A 24322-nucleotide genomic window follows, 5' to 3' on the forward strand; every position below is an offset into this window, starting at 1 on the left:
TGCGAGGTCTTGACTCACAGCGTGTCTCCGGCGGTCCCGAAGGTGTTTCCACTGAGGGAATACGCGCAACGGCCAGTTCGCTGCATTAGACCCAGCGCGACCCGGTTGAACAACAAAGGACCTAGAATTGGACCATTCAAGACTCCAATGGACGAGCCATCATGACGACGCAGCGCATCGAGGTCAGCCTGCTGTTCTGTCTGGAAGCATTGCTGGCAGAAAAATCCGTCACGCGGGCGGCAAATCGCCTGGGCATGAGCCAGCCTGGAATGAGCAATGCGCTGTCGCGCCTGCGTGAACTCACGCGCGACCCGTTGCTCGTTCGCACCGGCCGGGGAATGGAGCTCACCCCGCGCGCGGTGGAGCTCACCGCGCTGGTGAAAACCGGTCTGCTGGTGCTGGAGGACATCTTTTCGGATCCGCGTCCTTTCGAACCCGCGCGGGCTGAAGGCACGCTGACCGTGGCCATGTCGGATTCCATGGCGCTCCTGCTGGGGCCTCGCCTGATCGGTCGCTTCGACAACGCGGCACCGCAGTTGTGTGTGGGCATTCAGCGCCTGGATCACACCAACCTCTTTGCACTGATGGCGGAAGGCCGCATCGACCTCGCCGTGGGCTATGCCACCTCGGTACCTGAGCAGATGTACGCAAGCGATCTGCTGGTGCAGTCGCTGTCTGCCATCCGATCGGCGCGACATCCCCGAATCCGGGACCGGCTCACGCTGGAAGCCTTCATCCGCGAGCGGCATGTGCTGACGGCCGCACCCAACGTCGCACTTTCGTGGGCCGAATCCTCTGTGGCCGAAGCACTCAAGTCGCGCAACCTGGTACGCACCGTGGGCGCTCGGGTGAACTCCATCCTGCTGGCACCGGAGATCGTGTCCGCCTCGGCACTCTTGTGCACCATGCCCACCTGGCTCGCGCGACGCAGCGAGGCCGCCCTGGAGCTCCGGCTGCATGAGGTGCCGGTGAACATCGCGCCGTTCAAGACCACCATGGTCTGGCATGAGAGAACCCACCGGCAACCGCTGCACCAGTGGGTGCGCGCGGCACTTCGCGAGGTCGTGCAGGAAGTGTGTGCGGATTTCGGACATCGCGATGGGCTGCCCCTGCTGGCCTGAGCCGTCAAGCTAGGAGGCGGGGACAAACACGTTGATGTCGCCCTCACGGGACACGTGTCCGCGCAGGCCCAAACCTTCGCTCGACTGCATCGTGGCCAGTGTCTGTGCATCGCCAGGCGTGTTGGCCAGGAATCGCGCGCCCGTCGACACCAGCTTGCCGAACAGCACACAACGCTCGGGTCCCGACTTGCCGTGCAGCACGGCATAGGTCTCGATCACCGCCTCGCCTCGCGGCTCGTGATCGAGCTCCTGTTTCGGCATGCGGTCGATCTGATCCTGGATCAGCGAGGCGCTCTCGCGCACGAATGGCGTTTCGGGCCGCAAGGTGGAGTAGATACCCACGGCTTCCTTGGTCACCAGGCCGCCGTTGGCCATCACCAGACCAAAGGAGCCTGGCTCGCCGCGCACTCGCTGGACCATCTCGGCGATGGCGTGCGTCACGTAGTTGTTGCCCGGGCCCCCAAAGTACGGCAACCCCCCCGTCACGGTCAGCCCTCGAGGATCCTCAGGCGACAGGCCCAGCTCCTTGCAGGCGATCTGTACCGCTGAGGGAAAGCAGCTGTAGATGTCGAGATGGGACACCTCTGCGAGTGAGCGCCCCGCCTGGGCCAGCGCATGCTGCGCGCAGAGGCGCATGGCGGGCGACTCGTCCAGGCGTGGACGCTCGCTGACGAACCATTCGTCGTGCGCGGCGGCGCTGCCATGCAGGTACACGCGCCTGTCTTGGGGAACACCCAGATCGTCGGCGCGCGCCTCGGACACCACGACAAACGCGGCGGACTGGTCGATGAAGGCGCTGGCCGTCATCAGCTTGGTGAAAGGGAAGCCCACGTAGGGGTTGTCCTGCGTGAGTGTGGAGATGGCTTCTGCGCTGTAGCCCGCCCGGCGCGTGGCCAGCGGATTGGCCTTGGCCACCGCGGCAAGGCCTGCAAACAGGCGTGCACTGGCTTCGCGGTACGCATCGACCGTCTGTCCTGCGGCGCCGCGCAACGCCTGTCCGATGAGTGCGTACATCGCAATCGCCGAGCGCATGCCGTGCGCCTCTTCCTCCGCGGTGTACATGTCCTTCACGCCTCCCAGCCCATCGGGCAACGTGGGGGCGTCTTCACCCCACTGCAGCGCCAGGCCCGCGCGCTTGGCCGAGAGCTCCGTGCGAAGCGCCTCGCCGCCCACGATCAACGCCGCCTGTGATTCGCCGCGCGCGATGCGCTCACACGCGCGAGCGAGCAGCACCTGCGGGGAATCGCCACCCTGTGGGGGGTAAACCAGGTCGACGGCGTGCTGTGCACCCAGGCGCCGGGCCACGGACCAGGGCGGGTTGACCAGCTTGCCAAAGGGTGATGCAAAGCGCGGCACCGTATCGGCAAACAGACGGATGACGGTGATCGAATCGAGCGCACTCCACAGCGCTTCTCCGGCGCCGCTGTCGGCGGCAGCGAGTCGTGCCGCGTCCAGCATCAGCTGCAACGGCGAACGCGCCGACTCGGGTGGTGAGGTGGTGTCGGTCACCTGGCCGACGCCGACGATGACGGGAACGCGGGTCTTGTCCAGCATCATCGGTTCTTCCATTGGGGTTTGCGTTTTTCGGCAAAGGCGCGAGGGCCCTCCTTGTAGTCCTCGCTGGCGCGCAGTCGCTGGGCGGCGGGGAACTCACGCGCGGCCATGAGTTTGGTTTCAAAGTCGTCGCCGAGCATGGTCTTGCGAGCGACTTCCTTGGTGGCTCGCAAGGACAGCGGCGAACACTCCAGCATCTGGTCGGCCCACTTGCGTGCCTCGGCAAGCGCACCACCCGCCGGGGCCAGTGCCGTCACGAACCCAAGTTCGTACCCCTCGGCGGCAGGCACACGCCGCCCGGTGAGCAGGATGCCCATGGCGCGCGGCAACCCAATGGCCCGTGGCAGATACTGCACACCCCCGGCCAGGGCCGCGAGGCCCACACGTGGTTCCGACAATGCGAAGAACGCGTTTTCTGCGGCGATGACCAGATCGCAAGCCAGCGCCAGTTCAAAGCCGCCTCCCATGGCAATGCCGTTGACCGCCGCGATCACCGGTTTGTCCAGATCGAAGCGGGTGGTCAGGCCCGCGAAACCGGTCGGCGGAAAATGGCGCACGCCGCGCTGGGCGTGCATCTTCAGGTCGTTGCCGGTGCTGAATGCCTTGTCGCCCGCTCCGGTGATGATGCCGACCCACTGCTCGTCGTCGGCGGCAAATTCATTCCAGACCTCGTGCAGCTCCTCGTCGGCCTCGAAGTGGGTGGAGTTCATCACGTCGGGTCGGTTGATCGTGACGATAGTGAGATGGCCGTCTCTCTCGACGGTGCAGAATTCTCTGGATTCGATGTGACTCATGGTCTTTTCGTTGCAAGGCTCAAAGGTTGATCAGGGGAGACAGCCGTTCAGCGGTCTCCGCGTATTCGTTCATCAGGTCGGCCATCACCTGGCGCACAGATGTCTCTTCGCGCATCGTCCCCACCACCTGACCGGCGGGAAAAGAACACAGGTCGGCGCGGCGCGCCTTCTCGATCCGGATGCGCGCGCTGTGGTAGAGCACGTTCTGCAGCGGCGGTGGCAAGTGTTTTGGCGCACCTGGCTTCTCCCAGGCTTCCGACGCTTTGCTGCGGATCATGCGAACGGTCTTGCCGGTCTGGTATTTGCGCTGCACGGCGTCCTCCGTACGGGCCTTGAAGAGCACGTCCTTCTCCATCGGCGTGAGCTCGCTCTCGCGCGTGCCCAGCCACACCGTGCCCATCCACACGCCCTGAGCGCCGAGCGCGAAAGCCGCCGCGATCTGGCTGCCGCGGCTGATGCCGCCGGCCGCAAGGACCGCCATGCCAGGGTTCACCACGTCCACCACCTGCGGCACCAGCACCAGGGTGGAGATCTGCCCTGTGTGGCCTCCGGCTTCCGTTCCCTGCGCCACGATGATGTCGACCCCCGCCTCGCGTTGGTCCACCGCGTGCTCGGGCTTGCCGCAGAGCGATCCCACGAGGATGCCGCGGGCGTGCAGTTCATCCACCAGGGCCTTGGGCGGGGTGCCCAGCGCACTCACGACGAGCTTCACCTGCGGGTGACGGAGCGCCACGTCGATGAGCTTTCGCGCTCCGGCGGGGGTGGAGTTGCGGCCTCGGCCACTCAGGTCTTCACGCGCGGCCTTCGTATCGTCAGGACTGAGTTCGGGGACGCCTTCGCGGGCAAGCAGGTCTTCCATGAACTGGCGCTGCTCGTCCGGCAGCATGTCCTGCACCGGCTGGTCTCCCGCTTCGGCCGCCTTGTCGTAGTTGGAAGGAATCAGGACGTCCACGCCATAGGGTTTTCCGTCCACGTGCTCGTCGATCCACTTGAGTTCGCGTTCGAGCTGCTCGGGCGAAAAACTCACTGCACCGAGCACGCCGAAGCCACCAGCGCGGGTGGCCTCCACGACCACGTCCCGGCAGTGGGAAAACGCAAAGATGGGCACCTCGCAACCGAGGCGTTCGCAGATGGGGGTTTGCAAGCTTGTCTCCAGCGGTGCACACCTCACGGGCGGAGGCATGGCGAATGTTGTTCGTATACATACTATATCTATTCAAATAGAATTTGCCAAGACCCCGGTGCAGCCCATCGCGCCGCTGCGTCGCCACGAAAAAGCACCTCTACACTGCGACCATGCCCATCCTCTCCGTCAAGGACCTGCGCCAGGCGCCCGGCTACCTTTTTCGCCGGGCGTTCCAGTTGTCGGTAGCCATTGCCACCGAACAGCTCGCCACCCACAACCTCACCACGGTGCAGTTCGCCTCGCTCGTGGGCATTCACGAGCACCCCGGTCTCGACGCCACCCGGCTCTCGGCCTTGATCAAGTTCGACAAAGCCACGCTCACGGGCGTGATCGACCGTCTCGAGGCCAAGGCGCTGATCGAGCGCAGGCCGCATCCGAGCGACAGGAGGGCGCGAACATTGCACCTCACCCGAGAAGGAGAGAAGGTGCTGCGCGAAGCCAGCGTTGCGGCCCGCGAGACCCGAGAAGCCGTGCTGGAGCCGCTGCCGCGTGCCGAGCGCAAGCAACTGCTGCTGCTTCTCGACAAGCTGATCGAGTTGCACGCCGATCGCGAGCACCTCGATGCCCTCGATCCGGAGCAGAAGGTCACGCCACCATGAAGATTGCCGTGTTCGGCGCAGGCGCCACCGGCGGCCACTTCGCAGCCCTCCTGGCCCGCTCAGGCGCGGACGTCAGCGTGGTGGTGCGCGGCGCCACACTGGATGCGGTGCGCCGCTCGGGCCTGACGCTGCGAACCGACACCGGTGAAATCACGGCCGAGGTCAAGGCCAGCGACGACGCGCGCGATCTCGGTGCCCAGGACCTCGTGCTGGTCACGCTCAAGTCCTACGCTGTGCCCGCGGCCGCCGAGGCCATCGCGCCACTCCTGGGACCAGACACGCCGGTGGTGTTCCTGCAAAACGGCATTCCCTGGTGGTACCACCATGGTGTGGGTGGCGCGCGCGACGGCCAGCGGCTGCCCCAGCTCGATCCGGTGGGTGCGCTCTGGCAACGGATTGGTCCCCAACGCGTGATCGGTGGCGTCACCTCGAGCGCTTGCACGGTGCTGTCTCCCGGCCTCATCGAAGTCAAGGGCGGCAACCGCGCTCTCACGCTGGGCGAGCCCGGCGGACAGGAGACCCCCCGCCTGAGCGAGGCCGCTCAGGCGCTGCGGCAGGCGGGCTTTCCGGTCGAGACCACCCCCACCATCCGCGACGCCATCTGGACCAAGCTCGCGCTCAACCTGGGTTCAGGTCCCATGGGCGTGCTGGTGCCGGTTCCGATCCGGGATCTGTTTGCCGAGCAGGTGCTGGTGGACGCTCGCTTTCGCATCCAGGCGGAAGTGGCTGCCATTGCCATGGCCGTGGGAAGTCGTGCAGAGATCGACTTTGCCGCTCAGATGGCCTTCGCGAAGAGTTCACCCCATGTGCCCAGCATCGCGCAGGACGCGGCTGCCGGCCGCCAGATCGAAATCGAAAGCATGTTTCTCGCGCCCCTTCGCATGGCACGCGAGCACGGCGTGTCCACCCCCACGCTGGACCTTCTGGTGACGCTGGCAGCACTCAAGACCAGGGGCCCGTGACCCCTTGTACGCCGCTCAGCCCGCGTTGACGCGCCCGATCGCCGCCACCATCTTCTCGAACGCACGGCCCGCACTGGGCGCGTAGTTGATCATGGCCAGGAAGCCATGCACCAGGCCTTCTCCCCGCACCACTTCCGTGGGCACGCCTGCATCCTTGAGGCGCTGGCCATAGGCTTCGCCTTCGTCGCGCAGCGGGTCCCGCCCCGCGGTGACGATGAGGGCGGCGGGCGAATCAGACAGGTCCTGGGCCTGCATCGGCGAGGCATCGGGGTGCGAGCGCTTCGACGTGTCCGGGCAGTAGTGATCCCAGAACCACTTCATGTCGTTGCGGGTGAGCAGGTTGCCTTCGGCAAACTCGGCGTAGCTCCCCGTGTCGAAGCGGTGGTCCGTCACGGGGTAGGCCAGCACCTGAAGGTCCACCCGGCGAGCAGGCGACGAGGCATTGTGCAGGCGCGATGCCACGGTGGCGAGGTTGCCCCCTGCGCTGTCGCCCATGGCCACCAGCACGGGCGGCTCGAGGCCGATGGCCTTTGCCGCCGCCGGGGAGGCAGCCCAGCGGACGGCGGCCAGCGCGTCGTCCACCGGCAGGGGAAACGCGTGTTCGGGTGCGAGCCGGTAGTCCACGGAGAGCACAGCGCAACCGGTGCGGTTCGCCAGGGTGGCGGTGAACGGGTGGTAACCCGCCACGGTGCCAATGACCCAGCCGCCGCCATGGAAGTAGACGATCAGGCCTTTGGGCGCCTTGGACGGTACGTACAGCCGCACGGGCAGGTCGAAACCGCCGGAGGAAGGGATGGTGAAGCTCTCGTCGCGCTCGACGGACGGCGCCTCGCCAAAGAGCAGGGCCATGAGCATGGGTCCGCTGCGCGCTTCCTGTGGCGTACTCTGCCAGAAGGGCCTGCGGTTGGCCGACTTGACCATCTCCAGCAGGGTCTCGATTTCCTTGTCCATCGGTTCGTGTCTCCTCTCGGGTTGCGGGCTTGCTGCGGCGCATTAGACGTCTGAACTGTTGTGAGGTCAACCTATTAGGTTGACAACACAACACCAGACGGCGCAAAATCGTTCTGGACAGCGGGTTCTTCAACGCCCGCCCCACCCGAGACCCGAGGAGCACATCCATGACCCCCCAAAAGACCACCGCGCCGGTGGACATGATCATTGTTGGCGCCGGCTTCGCCGGCCTGTACCAGCTGTACCGCGCCCGCCGCATGGGCCTGTCGGTGAAGCTGCTCGAAGCCGGTGACGGCGTGGGCGGCACCTGGTACTGGAACCGCTATCCCGGCGCGCGTTGCGACGTCGAGAGCCTGGACTATTCCTATTCCTTCAGTGAAGAGTTGCAGCAGGAATGGAACTGGAGCGAGCGCTATGCGCCGCAGGCCGAGATCCTGCGCTACATCAACCACGTGGCCGACCGATTCGACCTGCGCAAGGACATCCAGCTGGAAACGCGCGTGGCCAGCGCAAACTTTGACGACGCCAGCGCGCGCTGGACTGTGATCACCGAAGCAGGTGAGCGTTTCGATGGCCAGTACCTCATCATGGCCACGGGCTGCCTGTCGATCCCGCAACCGCCAGACTTCAAGGGCCTGGAAACCTTCAAGGGTGATTGGTACCACAGCGCCAACTGGCCACGCGAAGGCGTGGACTTCGCCGGCAAGCGCGTGGGCCTGATCGGCACCGGCTCCAGCGGTGTGCAGATGACGCCGGTGATTGCCGAGCAGGCGGCCCACCTCACCGTCTTTCAGCGCACGGCCAACTTCAGCGTTCCCGCGCAGAACGAACCGCTCACCGAAGCCACGCTCGCTCACGTGAAGGCTCACTACGCCGAACGGCGAGCCCTGGGTCGCGAAGCCGTCACCGGCCAGTTCCTCAGCGCCAACGACAAGAGCGCCCTGGAGGTGAGCGACGAAGATCGGCTCAAGGAATTCGAGTTCCGCTGGCGCGGCGCGGGCGGTGGGTTCCGCATGCTGCGCGCGTTCAACGACCTCATGCGCAACCCCATTGCCAACCAGTACGCGGGCGACTTCGTGCGCGGAAAGATCCGCGCCACGGTGAAGGACCCGGTCAAGGCAGAGATCCTCTGCCCCAAGCCAGACCTGCCCTTCGGCACCAAGCGACTGTGCGTCGATACCCATTACTACGAGACCTTCAACCGCGACAACGTGGACCTGGTGGATGTGAAGGCCCATCCCATCACCGAGATCACGCCCACGGGACTGCGCACCACGCAAGGCCACCACGAGCTTGACGCCATCGTGTTCGCCACCGGCTTCGACGCCATGACCGGCGCGCTGCTGGCCATGGACATCCGGGGCACGGGAGGCCAGTCGCTGCGCGAGAAGTGGGCGGCGGGCCCCCGCACCTACCTCGGGGTGTCCATCGCCGGTTTCCCCAACCTGTTCGTCATCGCCGGCCCGGGCAGCCCGTCGGTGCTCAGCAACGTGGTGCACTCCATCGAAACACACGTCGACTGGATCTCGAACTTCATCGAGCACAGCCGGTCCCGGGGCACCCGCCGCATCGAGGCCGAACAGGCGCACGAAGACCAGTGGGTGGACCACGTCAACGAGGTGGCCAACCAGACCCTCTACCCGGTGGGCAATTCGTGGTACCTGGGCGCCAACATGCCGGGCAAGCCGCGGGTGTTCATGCCCTACGTGGCGGGGGTGCCGGCCTACCGCCGCATCATCGAAGGCGTGGCGGAAAAAAACTACGAAGGATTCGCCCAGGCCTGATTGCGGTGGTGTTCCAACCACTACCATTCGGGGCATGAAACTCGATCTTGATCGTTACGTGCCCGGCCTCCTGCTCTGGCTGTCCAACAAGATGTCCAGCAGCGCGTCCAGCCTGTACCGGGCCCGCTTCGACCTGGGTGTGGCCGACTGGCGGGTGCTGTCCTACTTCGAGATCTATCCCTGGACCACCGCCTCCGCTGCCTGCGACCTCATGGGACTGGACAAGGCCGCCGTGAGCCGGAGCGTGGCCCTGCTGCAGGAGCGCGGCTTCCTCAAGTCGCGCCCGCTCGGCCTGCGCAAGGTCGAGTACGCCACCACGCCCGCCGGCAGGAAGCAGCACGACCGCATCATCCGCCTTGCCACCGCGCGGGAAGAGGCCCTGCTGAGTGGCTTCAGCCCCCACGAGCGCGACGCACTGATCGGCTACCTCAACCGCATGCTGGCGAATCTGGATGCGGTGCGTGAGGTGGGCAAGGACTGAACTCAGGACGAGTTCAACACCCCGCCGTCGACCGTGATCAGTTGCCCGGTCATGTAGGCCGAGTCTGGCCCGCAGAGAAACCTCACCACGCCGGCGATGTCATCGGGCGTGCCGTACCGGCCCAGCGGGATCTCCGCCATGCGCTGGTCACCGAAACGGGCGATCACGTCGGTGGTCATGCGCGTCTCGATGAGGCCCGGTGCCACGGCATTCACCAGAATATGGGGCGCGAATTCGCGGGAAAAGGTGCGCGTGAGGCCAACGATGCCGCCCTTGGCCGCCGTGTAGGCGGCACGACCGGGCGCGCCGCGCTGGAAGGCGCGCGAGCTGCACAGCACGATGCGCCCGGCCACGGGCCCTGGCGTGTGCTGGGCTCGAAAGGCGATGGCCATGTCGTAGGCATTGGTGAGGTTGCTGCCGATGGCGCGCTCCCACACGCTGCGGTCGTCTGCATGCAGGGGGTCCGGCTCGAACACGCCGGCCATGTGCACCAGTGCGTGCACGGCCTGGCCGCACGAATCGAACGCCAGACGACATTCCGCAGGCGAGGCCAGGGCGGATGGGTGCGCGGTCACGTCGCCCATCGCTCCGAGCGCCTGCTGTGCCTGCGCCAGGCGCTCGCCATCGATGTCCACCAGATGAACGCGGGCGCCCCAATGCAGGAAGGCGCGAGCTGTGGCCCGGCCAATATCGCCAGCACCGCCGGTGACCAGCACGCACCGACCTTCGAATTCGTTCATGCGGCGCTCACCTCGGCAGCACGCGTTTCTCGGCCACCGTGCCCAGCTTGGCCGGGGGCGCGCCGAACGATGACCAGCCACCGTCCACGGGCAGCGTGACACCGGTGATGAAACTGGCGCGATCGGACGCCAGGAAGGCGATGGCTTCGGCAATCTCCTCCGGTCGCGCCGTGCGGCCCATGGGAGTGCAGCTTTCGAGATCGGCCAGGTTGAGTGCACCCTTGGCGGCAAGCTCCTTCACCAGGTCGGTCAGCACATAGCCGGGCGCCACCGCGTTGACGCGGATCCCGTCGCGCGCCCATTCGCTGGCCATGGCCGCCGTCATGGTGGCAATGCCTGCCTTCGCTGCGCCGTAGGCGTTGCGACCAGGATGCCCCTGCATGCCCGCGATGGAACTGATGTTGACGATGGCGCCGGACTGCTGCCGCACGAAGATGCGCCCCGCTTCCCGGCTGGCGAGGAAGGTGCCGCGCAGGTGCACCGCGAGGATGCGGTCGAAGGCGTCCACCGTCTGCTCGAGTGTCATCACCGTCTGCTCGCCGATGCCGGCATTGTTCACGAGCACGTCGATGCGACCAAAGCGCTGGTGCACCTGCTGCATCAGGGCCACCACCTCGGCCTCGGAGGTCACGTCGCAGGCCAGGCCCAGGTGGCCCGTGCCGAGTTCGGTGGCCCGCTTCGCAGCCGCATCGGCGCGCACGTCGGCAACCACCACGTGCGCGAAATCCTGCGAGAGCCGCTGCGCGGTGGCCCAGCCAATGCCATCGCCGGCACCGGTCACCACGGCCACGCGTTCGGGGGAACTGGAGGAAGTCGTCTTTGCAGTCAAGGGGTTCTCCTGAAAGCCGCTGTGCAGGGCACCTGCACGGGGGCGAATGAGGGGTTCTACTCACGCGCCCACGAAGACGCATCGCTATTATGCCTATCGAGTTCCATTGGTCTGTCCTATAGGCCTATGGACCAATTTGGACCACAAGCGCCCTCACCCACCGGAGACAAGACCATGCTGCACCGCCGCACCCTTCTCGCATCCCTCGCGCTCACGCTCGTGGGCACCACCGCCCTCGCGCAGGACGCCTGGCCCAGCAAGCCGATCCGCTTCATCGTGCCGGCCGCCGCCGGTGGCACCAACGACGTGCTTGGCCGCCACCTTCAGGAGCCTTTGTCCAAGCTGCTGGGCCAGCCGGTCATCATGGAATACAAGGCGGGCGCGGGTGGCGCCATTGCTTCGCAATATGTCGCCACGCAACCTGCCGATGGCTACACCTTCCTGCTGCATGGCAGCGGCCTGGTGACCGTGCCGCTGGTGCAGCGCAAGCCGCTGTACGACGCCATGAAGGACTTCGTGCCGGTCTCGCTCATCGGCACCTCGCCCATGGTGCTGATGACGCACCCATCAACACCCGGCACGCTCAAGGACTTCGTCGACTACGCACGCGCCAACCCGGGCAAGCTCGAGTGGGGTGCAGCCGCACTGGGCGGCGTGGGCCAGTTGGCGATGGAAGCGTTCCACAGTGCGGCCGGCATCAAGAGCATGGTGATGGTGCCCTACCCCGGTGCAGGCCCGGCGGCGCAGGCCTTGCTGGCGGGCCAGACCAAATACATGCTGTCGACGCCTTCTTCGGCCACGCGCGGCTTTGTGGCTGAAGGCAAGATGCGCGTGCTGGGCGTGTCCAGCGCGAAGCGCAGCCCGCTGCTGCCGGATGTGCCCAGCATCGGCGAAGTGGTCCCCGGCTACGACACGGAGACCTGGTTCGGCCTGGTGGCGCGCACCGGCACGCCGCAAGCCATCATCGCGCGGGTGGCCGATGCGGTGGCGCAGGTGGTGGCCATGCCGGACGTGCAGGAGAAGATCCGGGGTGTGAACGTGGTGCCGCAGAGCGGGACGCAGGCGCTGGGCGACATCCTGAAGAAGGACCATGCCTTGTGGGGCAAAGTCGTGAAAGAGAACAACATCAGCATGGATTGACGGGATTGGCCCACCCCCGCGCCGCGCCTTGGGGCGCGTCACCCCCTCAAGGGGGCAACACCAGCGGCCCGGCAAAGCCGGTTCCGCGGTGTTTCTGGTCTGCGCTGCTTCTCGCCTAAAGCTGCTCTTCTCTGAGCAGGCCCAGCTTCTCCTGCACGGCCCGGTCCGAATAAGTGAACAGCACGGCGTCTTCGCTGGCCGTGTGGGTGACCTGCTGCCAGCTGGGCACCACGAACACGTCGTGCGGTTCCCAGTGCAGGGTCTTGCCTTCCACCGTGGTGCTGCCCCGGCCTTCAACCACGGTGAAGACCGTGCTGTCGGTGCTGCGGTAGGGCCGGGTCTCGAAGCCTTTGGGCAGCAGTTGCATGCAGGTGGCCATGGTGGGCATGGCCCAGTCGCCGTTGACGGGGTTGACGTAGCGCATCTTGTGACCGTGCCAGGCGTTGATCTCGCGAAACCGTGCCAGGCGGTCCAGGGCTTCGCGCGTGCGGGCGTAGGGGTAGTTGAAGATCGGTGAGGTGAGCGTCCTGCCGAAGTCGTGGTCCACCGGCAGCATGTTGGTGCCGGCCTCGGCCATGGCCGCGCCCTCGGGCCGGTCCAGCGGCTGCACCTTGCCCGGGTGGCCTTCGCGAAAGCTCGCACCCAGCAGGTTGACGATGTGCATGTCCAGCCCGTCGAGCCACACCATCGGGCCATCGCCCTCGTTGCCGTGGTCGTGCCAGGCCATGGACGGCGTGATGACGAAGTCGCCAGGCTCCATCATGGTCTTCTCGCCCGCCACCGCGGTGTAGGCGTTGCGGCCTTCGACGATGAAGCGCAGCGCGGAAGCCACATGGCGGTGCGCCGGTGCAATCTCGCCCGGCAGCACGATCTGGAAACCACCGAACAGGCTCTGCGTGATGCGCGACTGACCCGGCAGGCCGGGGTTCTCGAACACCAGCACGCGGCGTTCGGCTTCCTCGGTGGATATCTGGTCGCACGCTTCCATCAGGAAGGGCCGCACATTGCGGTAGTGCCAGATGGCCGGCACGCAGCGTGGCACCGGTTTTTCTGTGACCAGACCGTGCAGCACACGCCACAGCGGTGCCAGCTGATGCTCGGCGGCTCGGGCGTAGAAATCACTGCGCCCGGCCTCGGCCTCCAGGTTCACGGTGGGCACCACGCCGGAGTGGTCGCGCAGATCGGGCAGGTGGCCGGGCGGCTGGGTCATGGTGAATCTCCTTGCAGGGGGTCAGGCCTCCACAGGCTGACACACGGCCGCAGCTTGCGGCTGGCTTGCCTCCGCGGCCATCGATTCTGCCGCGAGAAAGCCGAACGTCATGGCCGGGCCGAGCGTGATGCCCCCGCCCGGGTAGCCGCCGCCCATCACGCTGGCGTTGTCGTTGCCCGCGGCAAACAGCCCGTCAATGGGCCGTCCCTGGCCGTCGAGCACCCGCGCCTGTGCGTCGGTGCGCACGCCCGCAAACGTGCCCAGGTCGCCCATGACGATTCGCACCGCGTAATACGGGCCTTGCGCCACCGGTGCCACACAGGGATTGGGCTGGTGTGTCTTGTCGCCCAGGAAGCGGTTGTAGACGCGCCAGCCGCGGCGGAACTGCAGGTCCTTGCCGTCCACTGCGCCCAGGTTGTACTCGTCGATGGTCTTCTGCAGTTGCTCCCCGTCGATGCCGGCCTGGGCCGCCAGCTCCTTCAAGGTGGCCCCGCGCAGCAGATAGCCCGAGCGCAGGTGCCCGCCCAGCGGCAGCGGGAACGGTTTGGCGAAACCCAGGCCGTAGCGGCGAATCGTGCGGTGGTCGGCGATGAGCCAGGCGCACACCTCGGGCTCTTCCGCGCACGACTTCTGCATCGCCATCCCCACGTCGTGGTAGGAGTCCGACTCGTTGGCGAAGCGCTGCCCGCGGCGGTTCACGGCGACGATGCCGGGCTTGTAGCGGTCGATCAGATGGGGGAACACGCCGGTCTCGCCGTTGGAGCGCTGCACACGCGACACGGGTATCCAGGCCGCCGCGTTGGGCAGGTCGGTCGCCACCTGGGCGCCCACGGATTCGGCCATGCGCAGGCCATCACCCGTGTTCCCGGGCGGTGCGGGCGAGAGATGCTCATGCCCGGTGGGCGCATGCGGAAAGAGTTGCTGGCGGCGCGCCATGTCCTGCGGAAATCCGCCCGCGGCCAGCACCACGCCGCGGCGTGCACGCACGCGCACGGTGCTGCCGTCCTTTCGGCCCACCACCACACCGGTGACGCGATCTCCTTCGCGAACGAGTGACCTCGCGGGCGATTCCAGCCAGAGGGGAATGCCCAGGTCGAAGGCCGATTTCGCCAGACGCGCAGCGAGCGCGTTGCCGTTGGTCAGGCGCATGGCTCGACCGTGGAACAGCATCTCGAACGCATGCGTCACCAGACGCCGGGCGACGTACATGGCGGAGGTGAGCGAGCGCGTGACGTTGAAGAAGTGGCCCACCTCGGCGCTGGAGTTGAACATCATGCCGACAAAGGTGATCTCCTGGAGCGGCGGGCGCAACTGCTTCACGCGCTCGCCGAGCAAGCGCCCGTCCATGGGTGCGGCCATGATGGAGCGGCCTGCCGTCCGGCCCCCTGGGCTCTCGGCGTGGTAGTCGGGGTACTCCGGCAGCGGGATGAGCTGCACATCGGTTTCCTTGACGAAGAAATCCACCATGCGCGGGCCATGCGCCAGGAACGCCTCCACGCGTTCTTCGTCGTAGAACTCGCCGCACTCGTAGCGCATGTAGGTGCGGGCAGCGTCCATCGAATCCGGCTCTGGTCGCGCGGTGGAAATGGGGTTGTTGGGTACCCACAGCACCCCACCGGATCTTGCTGTAGTCCCGCCGTACAGCGCTTCTTTTTCCAGCAGCAGCACATCCAGGCCCAGCTTGCGCGCGGTCACGGCCGCCGCCATGCCGCCCGCACCGGTGCCGATCACCACCACGTCGACCGACTGGTCGAATAACTGAGTGCTCTCGTTCATCGAGACATGTCCTTTGTTCCGTTGTCCTTCGGGCCAGCCGCCTTCAGCGGCCCCTGTGCGTACATGCGCATGGTGGTCGGCAGGCCGCCCGTGGTGTAACCCTGTGCAATCTGCATGCGAAAGAAAGAGGCCACCAGCCCCGTCACCGGCATGGCGCTGCCGGTGAGGCGACCCAGGTCCATGATGATGTCGATATCCTTCATCGCGGTCAGGGTGTTCCCCCTGTACGTGCCCGCCACCATGTGCTGGCCGTAGTGGCGCAGCACGTTGGAATCGGCGAAGCCGCCTGCCACCGCCTCCGGGATCAGCGCCGGGTCGATGCCGAAGCGTGCCGCAAAGTTCAGCGTTTCGGCCACCACCGCACCGGTGCCGTAGTTGAGCATCTGGTTGCAGGCCTTGGTGGCCATGCCGCAACCCACGGGGCCCATGTGGGTGATACGTCCCCCGAAAGCAGAGAGCACCGGGCGCACGCGCTCCACCGCCGCGGCTTCCCCACCCACCATCACCGCCAGCGTGCCCAGGCGCGCGCCGGCCGGCCCACCGGACACCGGGGCGTCCACCCACGCGATGCCGCGTTCGTCGGACAGGCGCCTGGCCATCTGTTGCGTGTGCACCGGGTGGATGGTGGAGAGATCGACCAGCACCTGCCCGGCACGGCCCGCCTCGGCCAGGCCACCGGGGCCGAACACCACCTGCTCCACGGCTTCGCCGTTGCTCACGCAGAAGAGGATCACGTCACAGGCGGCGGCGAGCTCGCTGAGGCTGGCAGCCACCTTCGCGCCTTTCTCGGCAAAGGGTGCCGTCTTGCCTGGCGTGCGGTTGTAGACCATGAGCGCGTGGCCCGCATCAAGGATGCGCATCGCCATGGGCGCGCCGATATCGCCCAGACCCACGAAACCGATGCGGTCCACCGTCACCGGATCACCTTGCCGTCGACGAGGATGGTGCTCACGCGGGCGTTGAGCTCGGCGCCATCGTCGCGCAAGGGCAAACGCGCGTCAGACGCATAACTCTCCACCATGGCCGCCTCGTCCGCATAGCAGACCTCCGCGATGCCATCGATGGGCAGGTCCGTGTAGGTCACCGGCTCGCCTTGCGCGTTGTACCGCGCGTTCACCAGGTTCTGCACGTAGCCGTCGAGCCTGGGCAGGTGCTTCACCAGGTCGGCGTGGCGAACGAACCAGGCTTCGCGGAACGCTTCCACCGTGGGCGCCTTGCGCGTGAGCAGCAGCCAGCGGCGAAAGCCCCCGTGGACGGAGCCCGCGCGCAAAGGCACTGGAACGTTGGCCTCGCTGTCCAGCGAGAACAGAGGGCGCGCCAGCGGCGCGATGGCCAACAGGAAATTCCGCCAAGCCTGGCTCGCCACCACCTGCGCACCGGCCTCGGGGCTCGTCAGCTGCAGATCCAGCACGACGCCGATGTCATCCGCCTGCGCCACCACGCCACCGTAGGGCCTGTCGTTGGCGATGTAGTCGGTCGGCACATGGCGAACCACACGGTCCAGCCCGACCTGGCGCAAGCCCTCCAGGCCCAGCAGGTGGTCGCGGGCCGCTCGTTCAATGCCTTCGACGACTTCGGGCAAGGGTCGCAGCGCGGCCAGGCAAACGGTTTTCAGGCTCATCGGGTCGATCTCCAAAGGTCTTGGTGGCAGATATTATCGCCCAATACATATAATGGACAGACCATTTGAAGGATGTCCATGAAAGCCATTGTTTGCCGCGAATTCGCCCCTGTCGATCAACTGGCCTGCCTCGACCTGCCCCTGCGAACCCTGGCTTCTGGCGAGGTGCGCGTCCGCATCAAGGCGGCGGGCGTGAACTTCCCCGATTCGCTCAAGGCTGAAGGTCTGCACCAGATCAAGCCACCGCTGCCGTGGATCCCCGGCAGCGAAACGGCGGGTGTGGTGAGCGAAGTCGGCGCAAACGTCACGCACCTCCAGGTCGGCGACCGGGTGATGGGCGTGTCCAGCGCCGACGGCGGCGGCTTCGCTGAGGAGATCGTCTTGCCGCAGGAACGCGTGTTCCCCCTGGCAGCCAGCATGAGCTTCGAGTCGGCCGCGGCCGTTCCCGTGGTGTACGGCACCACGCTGTACGCGCTCAAGCAGCGCGGCCACCTGCGCCCCGGCGAATGGGTGCTGGTGCTCGGCGCGGCGGGCGGTGTCGGCCTGGCCACGGTGCACCTGGCCAAGGCCATGGGCGCGCGCGTGATCGCCGCCGCCAGCACCAGCGAGAAGCGCGAACTCACCCTGCAACATGGCGCCGACCACGCCGTGGACTACACCCAGCCCGACTGGCGGCTGAAGGTGAAGGAACTCACTGGCGGCAAAGGCGTGGACGTGGTCTACGACCCGGTGGGTGGCGACGCCTTCGACGAGGCCGTGCGCGCCATTGGATGGGGAGGACGCTACCTCGTGATCGGTTTCACCTCCGGCCGCATTCCCACGCTCAAGATCAACATGCCGCTGGTGAAAGGCTACGACGTGATCGGCGTGCGCTACGACGTCTGGCGCGATGGCTGGTGGAGCGAAGCACGCGCCAACCTGGAGCAGGTGCTGCAATGGTGCGCGGAAGGCCGCTTCCAGCCGCTGGTCTCGGCCAGCTACCCGCTGGCCGATGCAGTGACCGCACTCAAGCGCATCACCAGCCGACAGACCAGCGGCAAGGTCGTGCTCGTCAACGACTAGCCTGGTCGAGCCGCTGCATGTCGGCAGCGTCGAGCTGGAGCGACACGGCCGCCACCAGGTCGTTGAGCTGATCGAGTGACGTGGCACTGGCGATGGGCGCCGTGATGCCCGGCATGCCGAGCTGCCACGCAATGGCCACCTGGGCCGGCGTGCTGCCATGTCGCAACGCCACCTCGTCCAGTGCCGCCAGAATCGCCAGCCCGCGGGGGTTGAGGTACTTGGCCACAGTGCCCTTGCCCCGAGCGCTCTTGGCCGCGTCCTCAGGTCGGCGGTACTTGCCACTGAGGAAGCCAGCGGCCAGCGCATAGAAGGTGAGCACGCCCACACCGTGCGCCTGGCACACCGGCAGCAGATCGGACTCGAACGCCTCGCGGTCGTAGAGGTTGTAGAGCGGCTGCAGTGTTTCGTAACGGGGCAGCCCCTGGCGCTGGCTCACGTCCAGCGCCTCCTTCAGGCGCGCCCCGGTGTGGTTGGACGCACCGATGGCGCGCACCTTGCCTTCGCGGATGAGGTCCGCAAAGGCGCCCAGTGTGTCTTCCAGCGGCGTGTCGGCATCGTCGTCGTGCGACTGGTACAGGTCGATGCGGTCGGTGCGCAGGCGCTTGAGCGAAGCCTCCACCGCTTGCCGGATGTACCCGGGCTTCAGGCCTTGCTTGCCCGGCCCCATGGGCTTGCCCACCTTGGTGGCAATCACCACCTGATCGCGCTTGCCGCTGGCCTTGAGCCAGTTGCCAATGATGGTTTCCGAATCGCCACCCTGGTTGCCCGGAACCCAGTTGGAATACATGTCCGCCGTGTCGATGAGGTTGAACCCGGCGTCGACCCAGGCGTCGAGCAGCCGGAACGATTGCGCCTCGTCCACCGTCCAGCCGAACACATTGCCGCCGAAGGCCAGCGGGACAACCTGGATGCCAGAACGGCCGAGTGAACGGGAAGAAATCATGATGGCTCGTCTCTTTGAATCTTGGAGGGAAAGTCAGCTTAGCTCAGCCCCGTGACCGGCACGCTCGCGCCGTGAATATCCCTGGCCGCATCCGAGGCCAGAAACGCGATCACGCCAGCAAGGGACTGGGGCGAGACCCATTTCGAGGGATCGGCCTTGGGCATGTCCTTGCGGTTCTCCGGGGTGTCGATGATGCTCGGCAGGACACAGTTGACGTTGATGCCCTTGTCGCGCAATTCGGCGGCCATCGACTCGGTCAGGCGCGCGACGGCGCTCTTGGAGGCGGCATAGGCGCCCATGTTCGCGCCACCCTTGCCAGCTGCGCCCGCACCCACGTTGACGATGCGTCCGCCACCGGCCGCGAGCATGGCAGGGACCACAGCCCGCGCCGTGTGCAGCACCGAGCGTGCGTTCAGGCCCATGAGGAAGTCCCACGTGCTGTCACTGGTTTCGTGCACGGCCTCGCCCATGCGGAAGCCACCGGCGAGGTTGCACACCACGTCGATGCGCGCGAATCGTTTCAGCGCCTGCTGCACAGCCGCATCCACTGCCGCTGCATCCAGAAGATTGGCCGCCACGCTGAGCTGGCGGTCGTTTTCGGGCCCGTAGATCGATGCGAGCAGGGCCTGATCGCGGTCCAGCAGGACCAAGGCCCAACCGTTCGAGGAAAAGGCCTGCGCTACAGCGCGGCCGAGATTGCCACAGGCACCGGTGATCAGGACAGTTTGCATTGCGTCTTCCATTCAATTAGTCTATGGTCTTACCATTTTAGGTTTGCGCCGGAGCTCATCCCATCTTCGCGCCCTGGATCGCCATTATTCATGGCGCCACGCCACGCAATGGATTCAGCTTGTGTTGATTACTCAACTTATTAGGTTGACAACACAACTCTTCAAATCCACAATCGCGTCTCGCTGGAGACAAGACTTCAAAAGGACAATCCATGAACAAGACCCACGACCTGGTGATTCGCGGCGGTGCGGTGGCCGATGGCCTTGGCGGCCCGCTGGTGGAAGCGGACGTGGCAGTGGACGCCGGCGTGATCGTGGCGGTGGGCAAGGTGGATGGCACCGGCCGGGAAGAAATCGATGCGCGCCACCACGTGGTGGCGCCAGGCTTCGTGGACATCCACACGCATTACGACGGCCAGGCCGTGTGGGACCAGCGCTTCGCCCCGTCGAGCTGGCACGGCGTGACCACCGCCGTCATGGGCAATTGCGGCGTGGGCTTTGCGCCGGTGCGCCAACAAGACCGAGACCGCCTGATCGACCTGATGGAGGGCGTGGAAGACATTCCCGGCGTGGCCTTGCAGGAAGGCCTGGACTGGGCATGGGAGAGCTTCGGCGACTACCTCGATGCACTGGATCGCAAGCCGCACGACATCGATTTCTGCGCACAACTGCCGCACGCCGCCCTGCGCGTGTACGTGATGGGCGAGCGCGCCTCGCGGCTGGAGATGGCCACCGCAGAAGACCGGGCCCGCATGCGGGCGCTCACCACCGAAGCCATGCGCGCGGGTGCCATCGGCTTCTCCACGTCGCGCTCGATCAACCACAAGTCCATCAAGGGAACGCCCACCCCCACGCTCAAGGCGTCCGAGGACGAGCTCATGGCCATCGCCATGGGTGTGAAGGACGCGGGTCGCGGTGTGCTCCAGATGATCACCGACTTCGATGGTGAGGACGTCGACAGCGAGTTCGGCCTGATGCGCCGGCTCACTGAAGCCTCTGGCCGCCCGCTGTCGTTCTCGCTCATGCAGAAACACAAGAACCCGCGCGGCTGGGAGCGCATCCTGCAGCTCACGCGGCAGGCCAACGTGGATGGCCTGCACATGCTGGCCCAGGTGGCGCCCCGCGGGGTGGGCATCATGCTGGGCCTGCAGGGCAGTCGCAATGTGTTCTCGGAGTGCCCCTCCTACCAGGCGATGGCCGACCTGTCGTTCGAAGATCGGGTGAAGCGCATGCGCCAGCCCGCGCTGCGCGATGCACTGTTGCGCGAACTCCCCCTGAGCGGCACCACACCGCTGGGGATGCGCCTGGTGGAGTTCACCAACATCTTCCGCTTCGGCAATCCCCCCGAGTACGACCCGGGCCCCGAGAAGTCCATTGCCGCCATCGCGGCCCGCGAGGGACGCGAGCCAGGCGCGGTGGCCTACGACCTGATGTTGGCCGACGACGGCCACGGCATGCTCTATTCGCCATTCGCCAATTACGCCGGACGCAGCCTGGAGGCGTGCGGCGACATGATCGCCCACCCCGACACCGTGATCGGGTTGGGCGATGGCGGTGCCCACGTCGGCCTGGTGTGCGACGCCAGCTTCCAGACCTTCGTGCTCAGCCACTGGGCCGGCGAAACGGGCCGCTTCGAACTGCCGTGGCTCATCAAGCGCCAGACCTCGGACACCGCACGCGCCGTGGGCCTGTACGACCGCGGCGTGATCGCGCCGGGCATGAAGGCCGACATCAACGTCATCGATCCCGATGCCCTCGGCATGGCGGTTCCCCACATGCAATTCGACCTGCCCGCAGGTGGTCGCCGACTGATGCAACGCGCCAGCGGCTACGCCGCCACCATCGTCTCGGGCACGCCGGTCTACCGCCATGGCGAAGCTACCGGCGCCCTCCCTGGTCGGCTCGTGCGGGGACCGCAGGCCGCACCCACCGTCTGAAACGCAGGAATGTCCATGACACCAGAATTCGACCTCGTCATCCGCAACGGCCAGGTGATCGACGGCAGCGGCTCGCCCGCGTTTGCCGCCGACGTGGCCATCAAGGACGGCAAGATCGCCGCGGTGGGCGAGGTCAGGGGAAAAGGCACCAAGGAACTCGACGCCCGAGGCCAACTCGTCACGCCCGGCTTCGTCGACATCCACACGCACTACGACGGCCAGGCGATCTGGGACCGATTCCTCACACCCGGCTCCTGGCACGGCGTGACCACCGTGGTCATGGGCAACTGCGGCGTGGGCTTCGCGCCAGTGCGGCCCGCCGATCGCGACGCACTGATTGAACTCATGGAAGGTGTGGAAGACATTCCCGGCCCCTGTCTGGTGGAAGGCCTGCAGTGGAACTGGGAGAGCTTCGGCGAATACCTCGATGTGCTGGACTCGCAGACGCGCGACACCGACATCTGCGCCCAGCTGCCCCACGGCCCGCTGCGCGTCTATGTGATGGGCGACCGCGCACTTCGCCTGGAAAACGCCACGCCCGAGGACATTGCCGAAATGCGAAAGATCACCGCCGAAGCGATGCGGGCGGGCGCGTTCGGATTCACCACCTCGCGGACCATCAGCCACAAGAGCGCCTCGGGCGACCCCACGCCCATGCTGCGCGCGCAGGAAGACGAGCTCACCGGGATCGCCATGGGCCTGGCCGACGCGGGCCACGGGCAGCTCGAGTTCGTCTCCGACTGGGACCAGCCGAGCCCGGCGGGCGAGTTCGGCATGATGCGCCGCCTGGTCGAAAAGTCGGGCCGCACCTGTGTGTTCTCGCTCAACCAGCGCCACGGCGATCGCAAGGAAGTCTGGCGCGAGCTTCTCGCTCTCTCGGACGAGGCCGCGGCCGACGGCTTGAGCATCCGCCCCGTCACCGCACCGCGCCCCATTGGTTCGCTGTTCGGCCTCACCGGCACGCAGAACCCGTTCGCCGGCACTCCGACCTACCGAAGCATCGCCCACCTGCCGCTGCCAGAGCGGGTGGCGCGCATGCGCGATCCTGAGATCCGCCGCCGCATCCTCAGCGAAGACCCATACAAGGAAAGCACCTTTCCACTGTTCGAGCGCATGGGCTTCGAGAAGATGTACGAGCACATGTTCCTGCTGGGCAACCCGCCCAACTACGAACCACCGCGCGAGAGTTCGATTGCCAACATCGCACGCCGCGAAGGCCGCAGCGGCGCCGAGGTGGCCTACGACATGCTGCTGGCCGATGGTGGCCTGGGCTTTCTCTACGCCACGTTCACGGGCTTCCACGATTTCGAGTGCGAGCCCACGCGCGAAATGCTCACCCACCCCAACGCCATGATCGGCCTGGGCGACGGCGGTGCCCATGTGGGCTTCATCACCGACGCGTGCTTTCCCACCTACCTGCTCACGCACTGGGGCCGCGACCGCGCCCATGGGCGGCAGCCGGTCGAGGAACTGGTGCGCCGCTACACCAGCGATCCCGCCAAGACCGTAGGGCTGGACGATCGCGGACTGATCAAGCCCGGCATGAAGGCCGACATCAACATCATCGACTTCGATCGCCTCGCGCTCGGCCTCCCTTACGTCGTGGAAGACCTGCCCGCGGGTGGCAAGCGACTGTTGCAGAAGGCCACCGGCTACACGGCCACCATCCTCTCGGGCGAGATCACCTACCTCCATGGCGAGTCCACCGGTGCCACGCCGGGGCGCCTGGTGCGGGGTCCGCAGAAAGCCAGCGCCTGAGACGCACTCCCCCTCTTCCAACCCGTCAGCAGGAGACATGAATGAACACTCTGAAAATGCTTCGCCGCACCGCACTGGGCGCGCTGGTTGCCGTGGCAGCCGCCTGGCAATTGCCGGCTTTCGCCGAGTACCCGGACCGCCCCGTCAAGCTCATCTGGCCGTATGCGGCCGGTGGGCTCGGCGCCAACCTGGCCCGGCTCATCACCGACGGACTGCAGGAACGCCTGGGCCAGCCGGTGGTGATGGATGTGCGCCCCGGCGCCGGAGGCACGCTGGGCATGGGCGTGCTGAAGAACTCGGCGCCCGACGGCTACACCATTGCGCTGAGCACCATCGCGCCGCTATCGCTCGCGCCCAGTCTCTACAAGACCCTTCCCTACGATTCGGTCAAGGACTTCGAGCCCGTGGCCATGACTTTCATCGGGCCCAACCTCATCGTGGTGAACGCCTCAAGCCCGATCAAGACCTTTGGCGAACTTGTGTCCTACGCCAAGGCCAACCCGGGCAAGCTCAGCTACGGCACCGCGGGCAACGGCAGCACCTTCCACCTCACGGCCGGCCTGTTCTCGCAGCTCACCAAGGGTGAACTTGTCAACGTGCCGTACAAGGGCGGCGCACCCGCCTTCATGGGCCTGCTGGGCAACGAAACCCAGGTGGTCTTCGGCAACACCGATTCGCTGCCGCACGTGGCCGCCGGCAAGATGCGCGCGCTCGCGGTGATGAGTCCCCGTCGCGTGTCGATCGCGCCCGATGTGCCGACCACCGCCGAGCTCGGCATGCCCGAACTGATGCTCGAGTCCTGGTACGGCGTCGTTGCACCGGCCGGCACGCCCAAACCCATCATCGACCGCCTCAACCGTGAGATCACCGCCGTGCTTCAGACGCAGCGGGTGAAGGACGCCATGAAGACGCTCAACACTGAACTGGCCCCCGACACCAGCGTGGCGACCTTCCGAAAGACCATCGCGAGCGAGATCGCGCGGTGGAAGCCCGTGATTGAAACGGCGGGCATCACCGCTGAGTAAGGGCCGGCGACACAGCCACGAGTCCATCGCTCTGGCTCAACCATTGACGCCCATGGACTAACAAGCGTTAGTATTCGTGGCTGATACCCGTTTCTCAATTCCAACATCAGGAGACCTC

The 24322-nt window shown here is 66.3% G+C and carries 22 protein-coding genes and 1 pseudogene; 10 read left to right on the forward strand and 13 right to left on the reverse strand.

Annotation, left to right across the window (positions count from 1 at the left end):
• Positions 1 to 161: 161 nt before the first annotated feature.
• Entirely contained in the window at positions 162 to 1121 is a 960-nt protein-coding gene (locus ACTIEY_RS01500; RefSeq protein ID WP_439517378.1) for a LysR family transcriptional regulator, read from the forward strand.
• A 9-nt stretch (positions 1122 to 1130) separates the two neighbouring features.
• Here ACTIEY_RS01500 and ACTIEY_RS01505 read toward each other — a convergent pair whose 3' ends face one another.
• From ACTIEY_RS01505 to ACTIEY_RS01515, 3 genes are read right to left on the reverse strand one after another with little or no spacing between them, the layout of a single operon-like run.
• Entirely contained in the window at positions 1131 to 2690 is a 1560-nt protein-coding gene (locus ACTIEY_RS01505; RefSeq protein ID WP_439517379.1) for an acetyl-CoA acetyltransferase, read from the reverse strand.
• Positions 2675 to 3469, reverse strand: coding sequence for an enoyl-CoA hydratase-related protein (locus tag ACTIEY_RS01510; RefSeq protein ID WP_413905481.1), 795 nt, complete (start codon positions 3467 to 3469; stop codon positions 2675 to 2677). Before ACTIEY_RS01510 ends, ACTIEY_RS01505 begins: the two co-directional genes overlap by 16 nt.
• Positions 3470 to 3488: 19 nt before the next feature.
• A complete protein-coding gene (locus ACTIEY_RS01515; protein ID WP_439517380.1) occupies positions 3489 to 4613 on the reverse strand; it encodes a nitronate monooxygenase in 1125 nt (374 codons plus the stop codon).
• A 152-nt stretch (positions 4614 to 4765) separates the two neighbouring features.
• Between ACTIEY_RS01515 and ACTIEY_RS01520 the strand changes: the two genes are divergently transcribed.
• Together ACTIEY_RS01520 and ACTIEY_RS01525 are read left to right on the forward strand one after the other, a co-directional pair.
• Entirely contained in the window at positions 4766 to 5254 is a 489-nt protein-coding gene (locus ACTIEY_RS01520; protein ID WP_439517381.1) for a MarR family winged helix-turn-helix transcriptional regulator, read from the forward strand.
• Positions 5251 to 6216, forward strand: coding sequence for a ketopantoate reductase family protein (locus ACTIEY_RS01525; RefSeq protein ID WP_439517382.1), 966 nt, complete (start codon positions 5251 to 5253; stop codon positions 6214 to 6216). The genes ACTIEY_RS01520 and ACTIEY_RS01525 overlap by 4 nt, the downstream gene beginning before the upstream one ends.
• A 15-nt stretch (positions 6217 to 6231) precedes the next feature.
• Here ACTIEY_RS01525 and ACTIEY_RS01530 read toward each other — a convergent pair whose 3' ends face one another.
• Complete coding sequence (locus ACTIEY_RS01530; protein WP_439517383.1) at positions 6232 to 7167, reverse strand: alpha/beta hydrolase fold domain-containing protein; 936 nt, start codon at positions 7165 to 7167, stop codon at positions 6232 to 6234.
• 167 nt (positions 7168 to 7334) lie between these two features.
• On the opposite strand from ACTIEY_RS01530, the gene ACTIEY_RS01535 reads away from it, so the two are divergent.
• Together ACTIEY_RS01535 and ACTIEY_RS01540 are read left to right on the forward strand one after the other, a co-directional pair.
• Complete coding sequence (locus ACTIEY_RS01535; protein ID WP_439517384.1) at positions 7335 to 8951, forward strand: flavin-containing monooxygenase; 1617 nt, start codon at positions 7335 to 7337, stop codon at positions 8949 to 8951.
• 34 nt (positions 8952 to 8985) lie between these two features.
• The gene (locus tag ACTIEY_RS01540) at positions 8986 to 9432 is read left to right on the forward strand and encodes a MarR family winged helix-turn-helix transcriptional regulator (RefSeq protein WP_439517385.1); all 447 of its coding nucleotides are present in this window, start codon (positions 8986 to 8988) and stop codon (positions 9430 to 9432) included.
• Positions 9433 to 9434: 2 nt separating this feature from the next.
• On the opposite strand, the gene ACTIEY_RS01545 is transcribed toward ACTIEY_RS01540, so the two are convergent.
• Together ACTIEY_RS01545 and ACTIEY_RS01550 are read right to left on the reverse strand one after the other, a co-directional pair.
• Positions 9435 to 10172, reverse strand: a complete 738-nt coding sequence (locus ACTIEY_RS01545; RefSeq protein WP_439517386.1) for an SDR family NAD(P)-dependent oxidoreductase — start codon at positions 10170 to 10172, stop codon at positions 9435 to 9437.
• Positions 10173 to 10179: 7 nt separating this feature from the next.
• Complete coding sequence (locus ACTIEY_RS01550; protein ID WP_439517387.1) at positions 10180 to 11001, reverse strand: SDR family NAD(P)-dependent oxidoreductase; 822 nt, start codon at positions 10999 to 11001, stop codon at positions 10180 to 10182.
• A 174-nt stretch (positions 11002 to 11175) separates the two neighbouring features.
• Between ACTIEY_RS01550 and ACTIEY_RS01555 the strand changes: the two genes are divergently transcribed.
• Positions 11176 to 12141: a Bug family tripartite tricarboxylate transporter substrate binding protein gene (locus tag ACTIEY_RS01555; RefSeq protein ID WP_439517388.1), complete on the forward strand. Its 966-nt coding sequence runs from the start codon at positions 11176 to 11178 to the stop codon at positions 12139 to 12141.
• A gap of 115 nt (positions 12142 to 12256) precedes the next feature.
• On the opposite strand, the gene gtdA is transcribed toward ACTIEY_RS01555, so the two are convergent.
• From gtdA to ACTIEY_RS01580, 5 genes and pseudogenes are all read right to left on the reverse strand, one after another.
• Entirely contained in the window at positions 12257 to 13351 is a 1095-nt protein-coding gene (gene gtdA, locus ACTIEY_RS01560) for a gentisate 1,2-dioxygenase (RefSeq protein WP_439517389.1), read from the reverse strand.
• A 21-nt stretch (positions 13352 to 13372) separates the two neighbouring features.
• A complete protein-coding gene (locus ACTIEY_RS01565) occupies positions 13373 to 15127 on the reverse strand; it encodes an FAD-dependent oxidoreductase (protein WP_439517390.1) in 1755 nt (584 codons plus the stop codon).
• Complete coding sequence (locus tag ACTIEY_RS01570) at positions 15124 to 15555, reverse strand: NAD-binding protein (protein WP_439518254.1); 432 nt, start codon at positions 15553 to 15555, stop codon at positions 15124 to 15126. The genes ACTIEY_RS01565 and ACTIEY_RS01570 overlap by 4 nt, the downstream gene beginning before the upstream one ends.
• A gap of 6 nt (positions 15556 to 15561) precedes the next feature.
• Positions 15562 to 16047, reverse strand: a pseudogene (locus ACTIEY_RS01575) (NAD(P)-dependent oxidoreductase); the annotation flags it as partial.
• A complete protein-coding gene (locus ACTIEY_RS01580) occupies positions 16041 to 16748 on the reverse strand; it encodes an EthD domain-containing protein (RefSeq protein ID WP_439517391.1) in 708 nt (235 codons plus the stop codon). The pseudogene ACTIEY_RS01575 and the gene ACTIEY_RS01580, both read right to left, overlap by 7 nt.
• A 78-nt stretch (positions 16749 to 16826) precedes the next feature.
• Here ACTIEY_RS01580 and ACTIEY_RS01585 point away from each other — a divergent pair, with 78 nt between their 5' ends.
• Positions 16827 to 17810, forward strand: a complete 984-nt coding sequence (locus ACTIEY_RS01585; protein ID WP_439517392.1) for an NADPH:quinone oxidoreductase family protein — start codon at positions 16827 to 16829, stop codon at positions 17808 to 17810.
• Here ACTIEY_RS01585 and ACTIEY_RS01590 read toward each other — a convergent pair.
• On the reverse strand, positions 17800 to 18753 hold the full coding sequence (locus tag ACTIEY_RS01590) for an aldo/keto reductase (protein WP_439517393.1): 954 nt from the start codon (positions 18751 to 18753) through the stop codon (positions 17800 to 17802). The genes ACTIEY_RS01585 and ACTIEY_RS01590 overlap by 11 nt on opposite strands.
• 38 nt (positions 18754 to 18791) lie before the next feature.
• Positions 18792 to 19484 (reverse strand): SDR family NAD(P)-dependent oxidoreductase, encoded by a 693-nt coding sequence (locus ACTIEY_RS01595; RefSeq protein ID WP_439517394.1) that lies wholly within the window; start codon positions 19482 to 19484, stop codon positions 18792 to 18794.
• A gap of 212 nt (positions 19485 to 19696) precedes the next feature.
• Between ACTIEY_RS01595 and ACTIEY_RS01600 the strand changes: the two genes are divergently transcribed.
• Genes ACTIEY_RS01600 through ACTIEY_RS01610 form a run of 3 tightly spaced genes read left to right on the forward strand, consistent with a single transcriptional unit; the run spans position 19697 to position 24204 of the window.
• Complete coding sequence (locus ACTIEY_RS01600) at positions 19697 to 21421, forward strand: N-acyl-D-amino-acid deacylase family protein (protein ID WP_439517395.1); 1725 nt, start codon at positions 19697 to 19699, stop codon at positions 21419 to 21421.
• Positions 21422 to 21436: 15 nt separating this feature from the next.
• On the forward strand, positions 21437 to 23179 hold the full coding sequence (locus ACTIEY_RS01605; protein WP_439517396.1) for an N-acyl-D-amino-acid deacylase family protein: 1743 nt from the start codon (positions 21437 to 21439) through the stop codon (positions 23177 to 23179).
• 41 nt (positions 23180 to 23220) lie between these two features.
• Entirely contained in the window at positions 23221 to 24204 is a 984-nt protein-coding gene (locus ACTIEY_RS01610; protein ID WP_439517397.1) for a Bug family tripartite tricarboxylate transporter substrate binding protein, read from the forward strand.
• The last annotated feature ends 118 nt before the right edge of the window (positions 24205 to 24322 follow it).

It is taken from the genome of Hydrogenophaga sp., from assembly GCF_051858985.1.
Taxonomy (GTDB): domain Bacteria; phylum Pseudomonadota; class Gammaproteobacteria; order Burkholderiales; family Burkholderiaceae_C; genus Hydrogenophaga.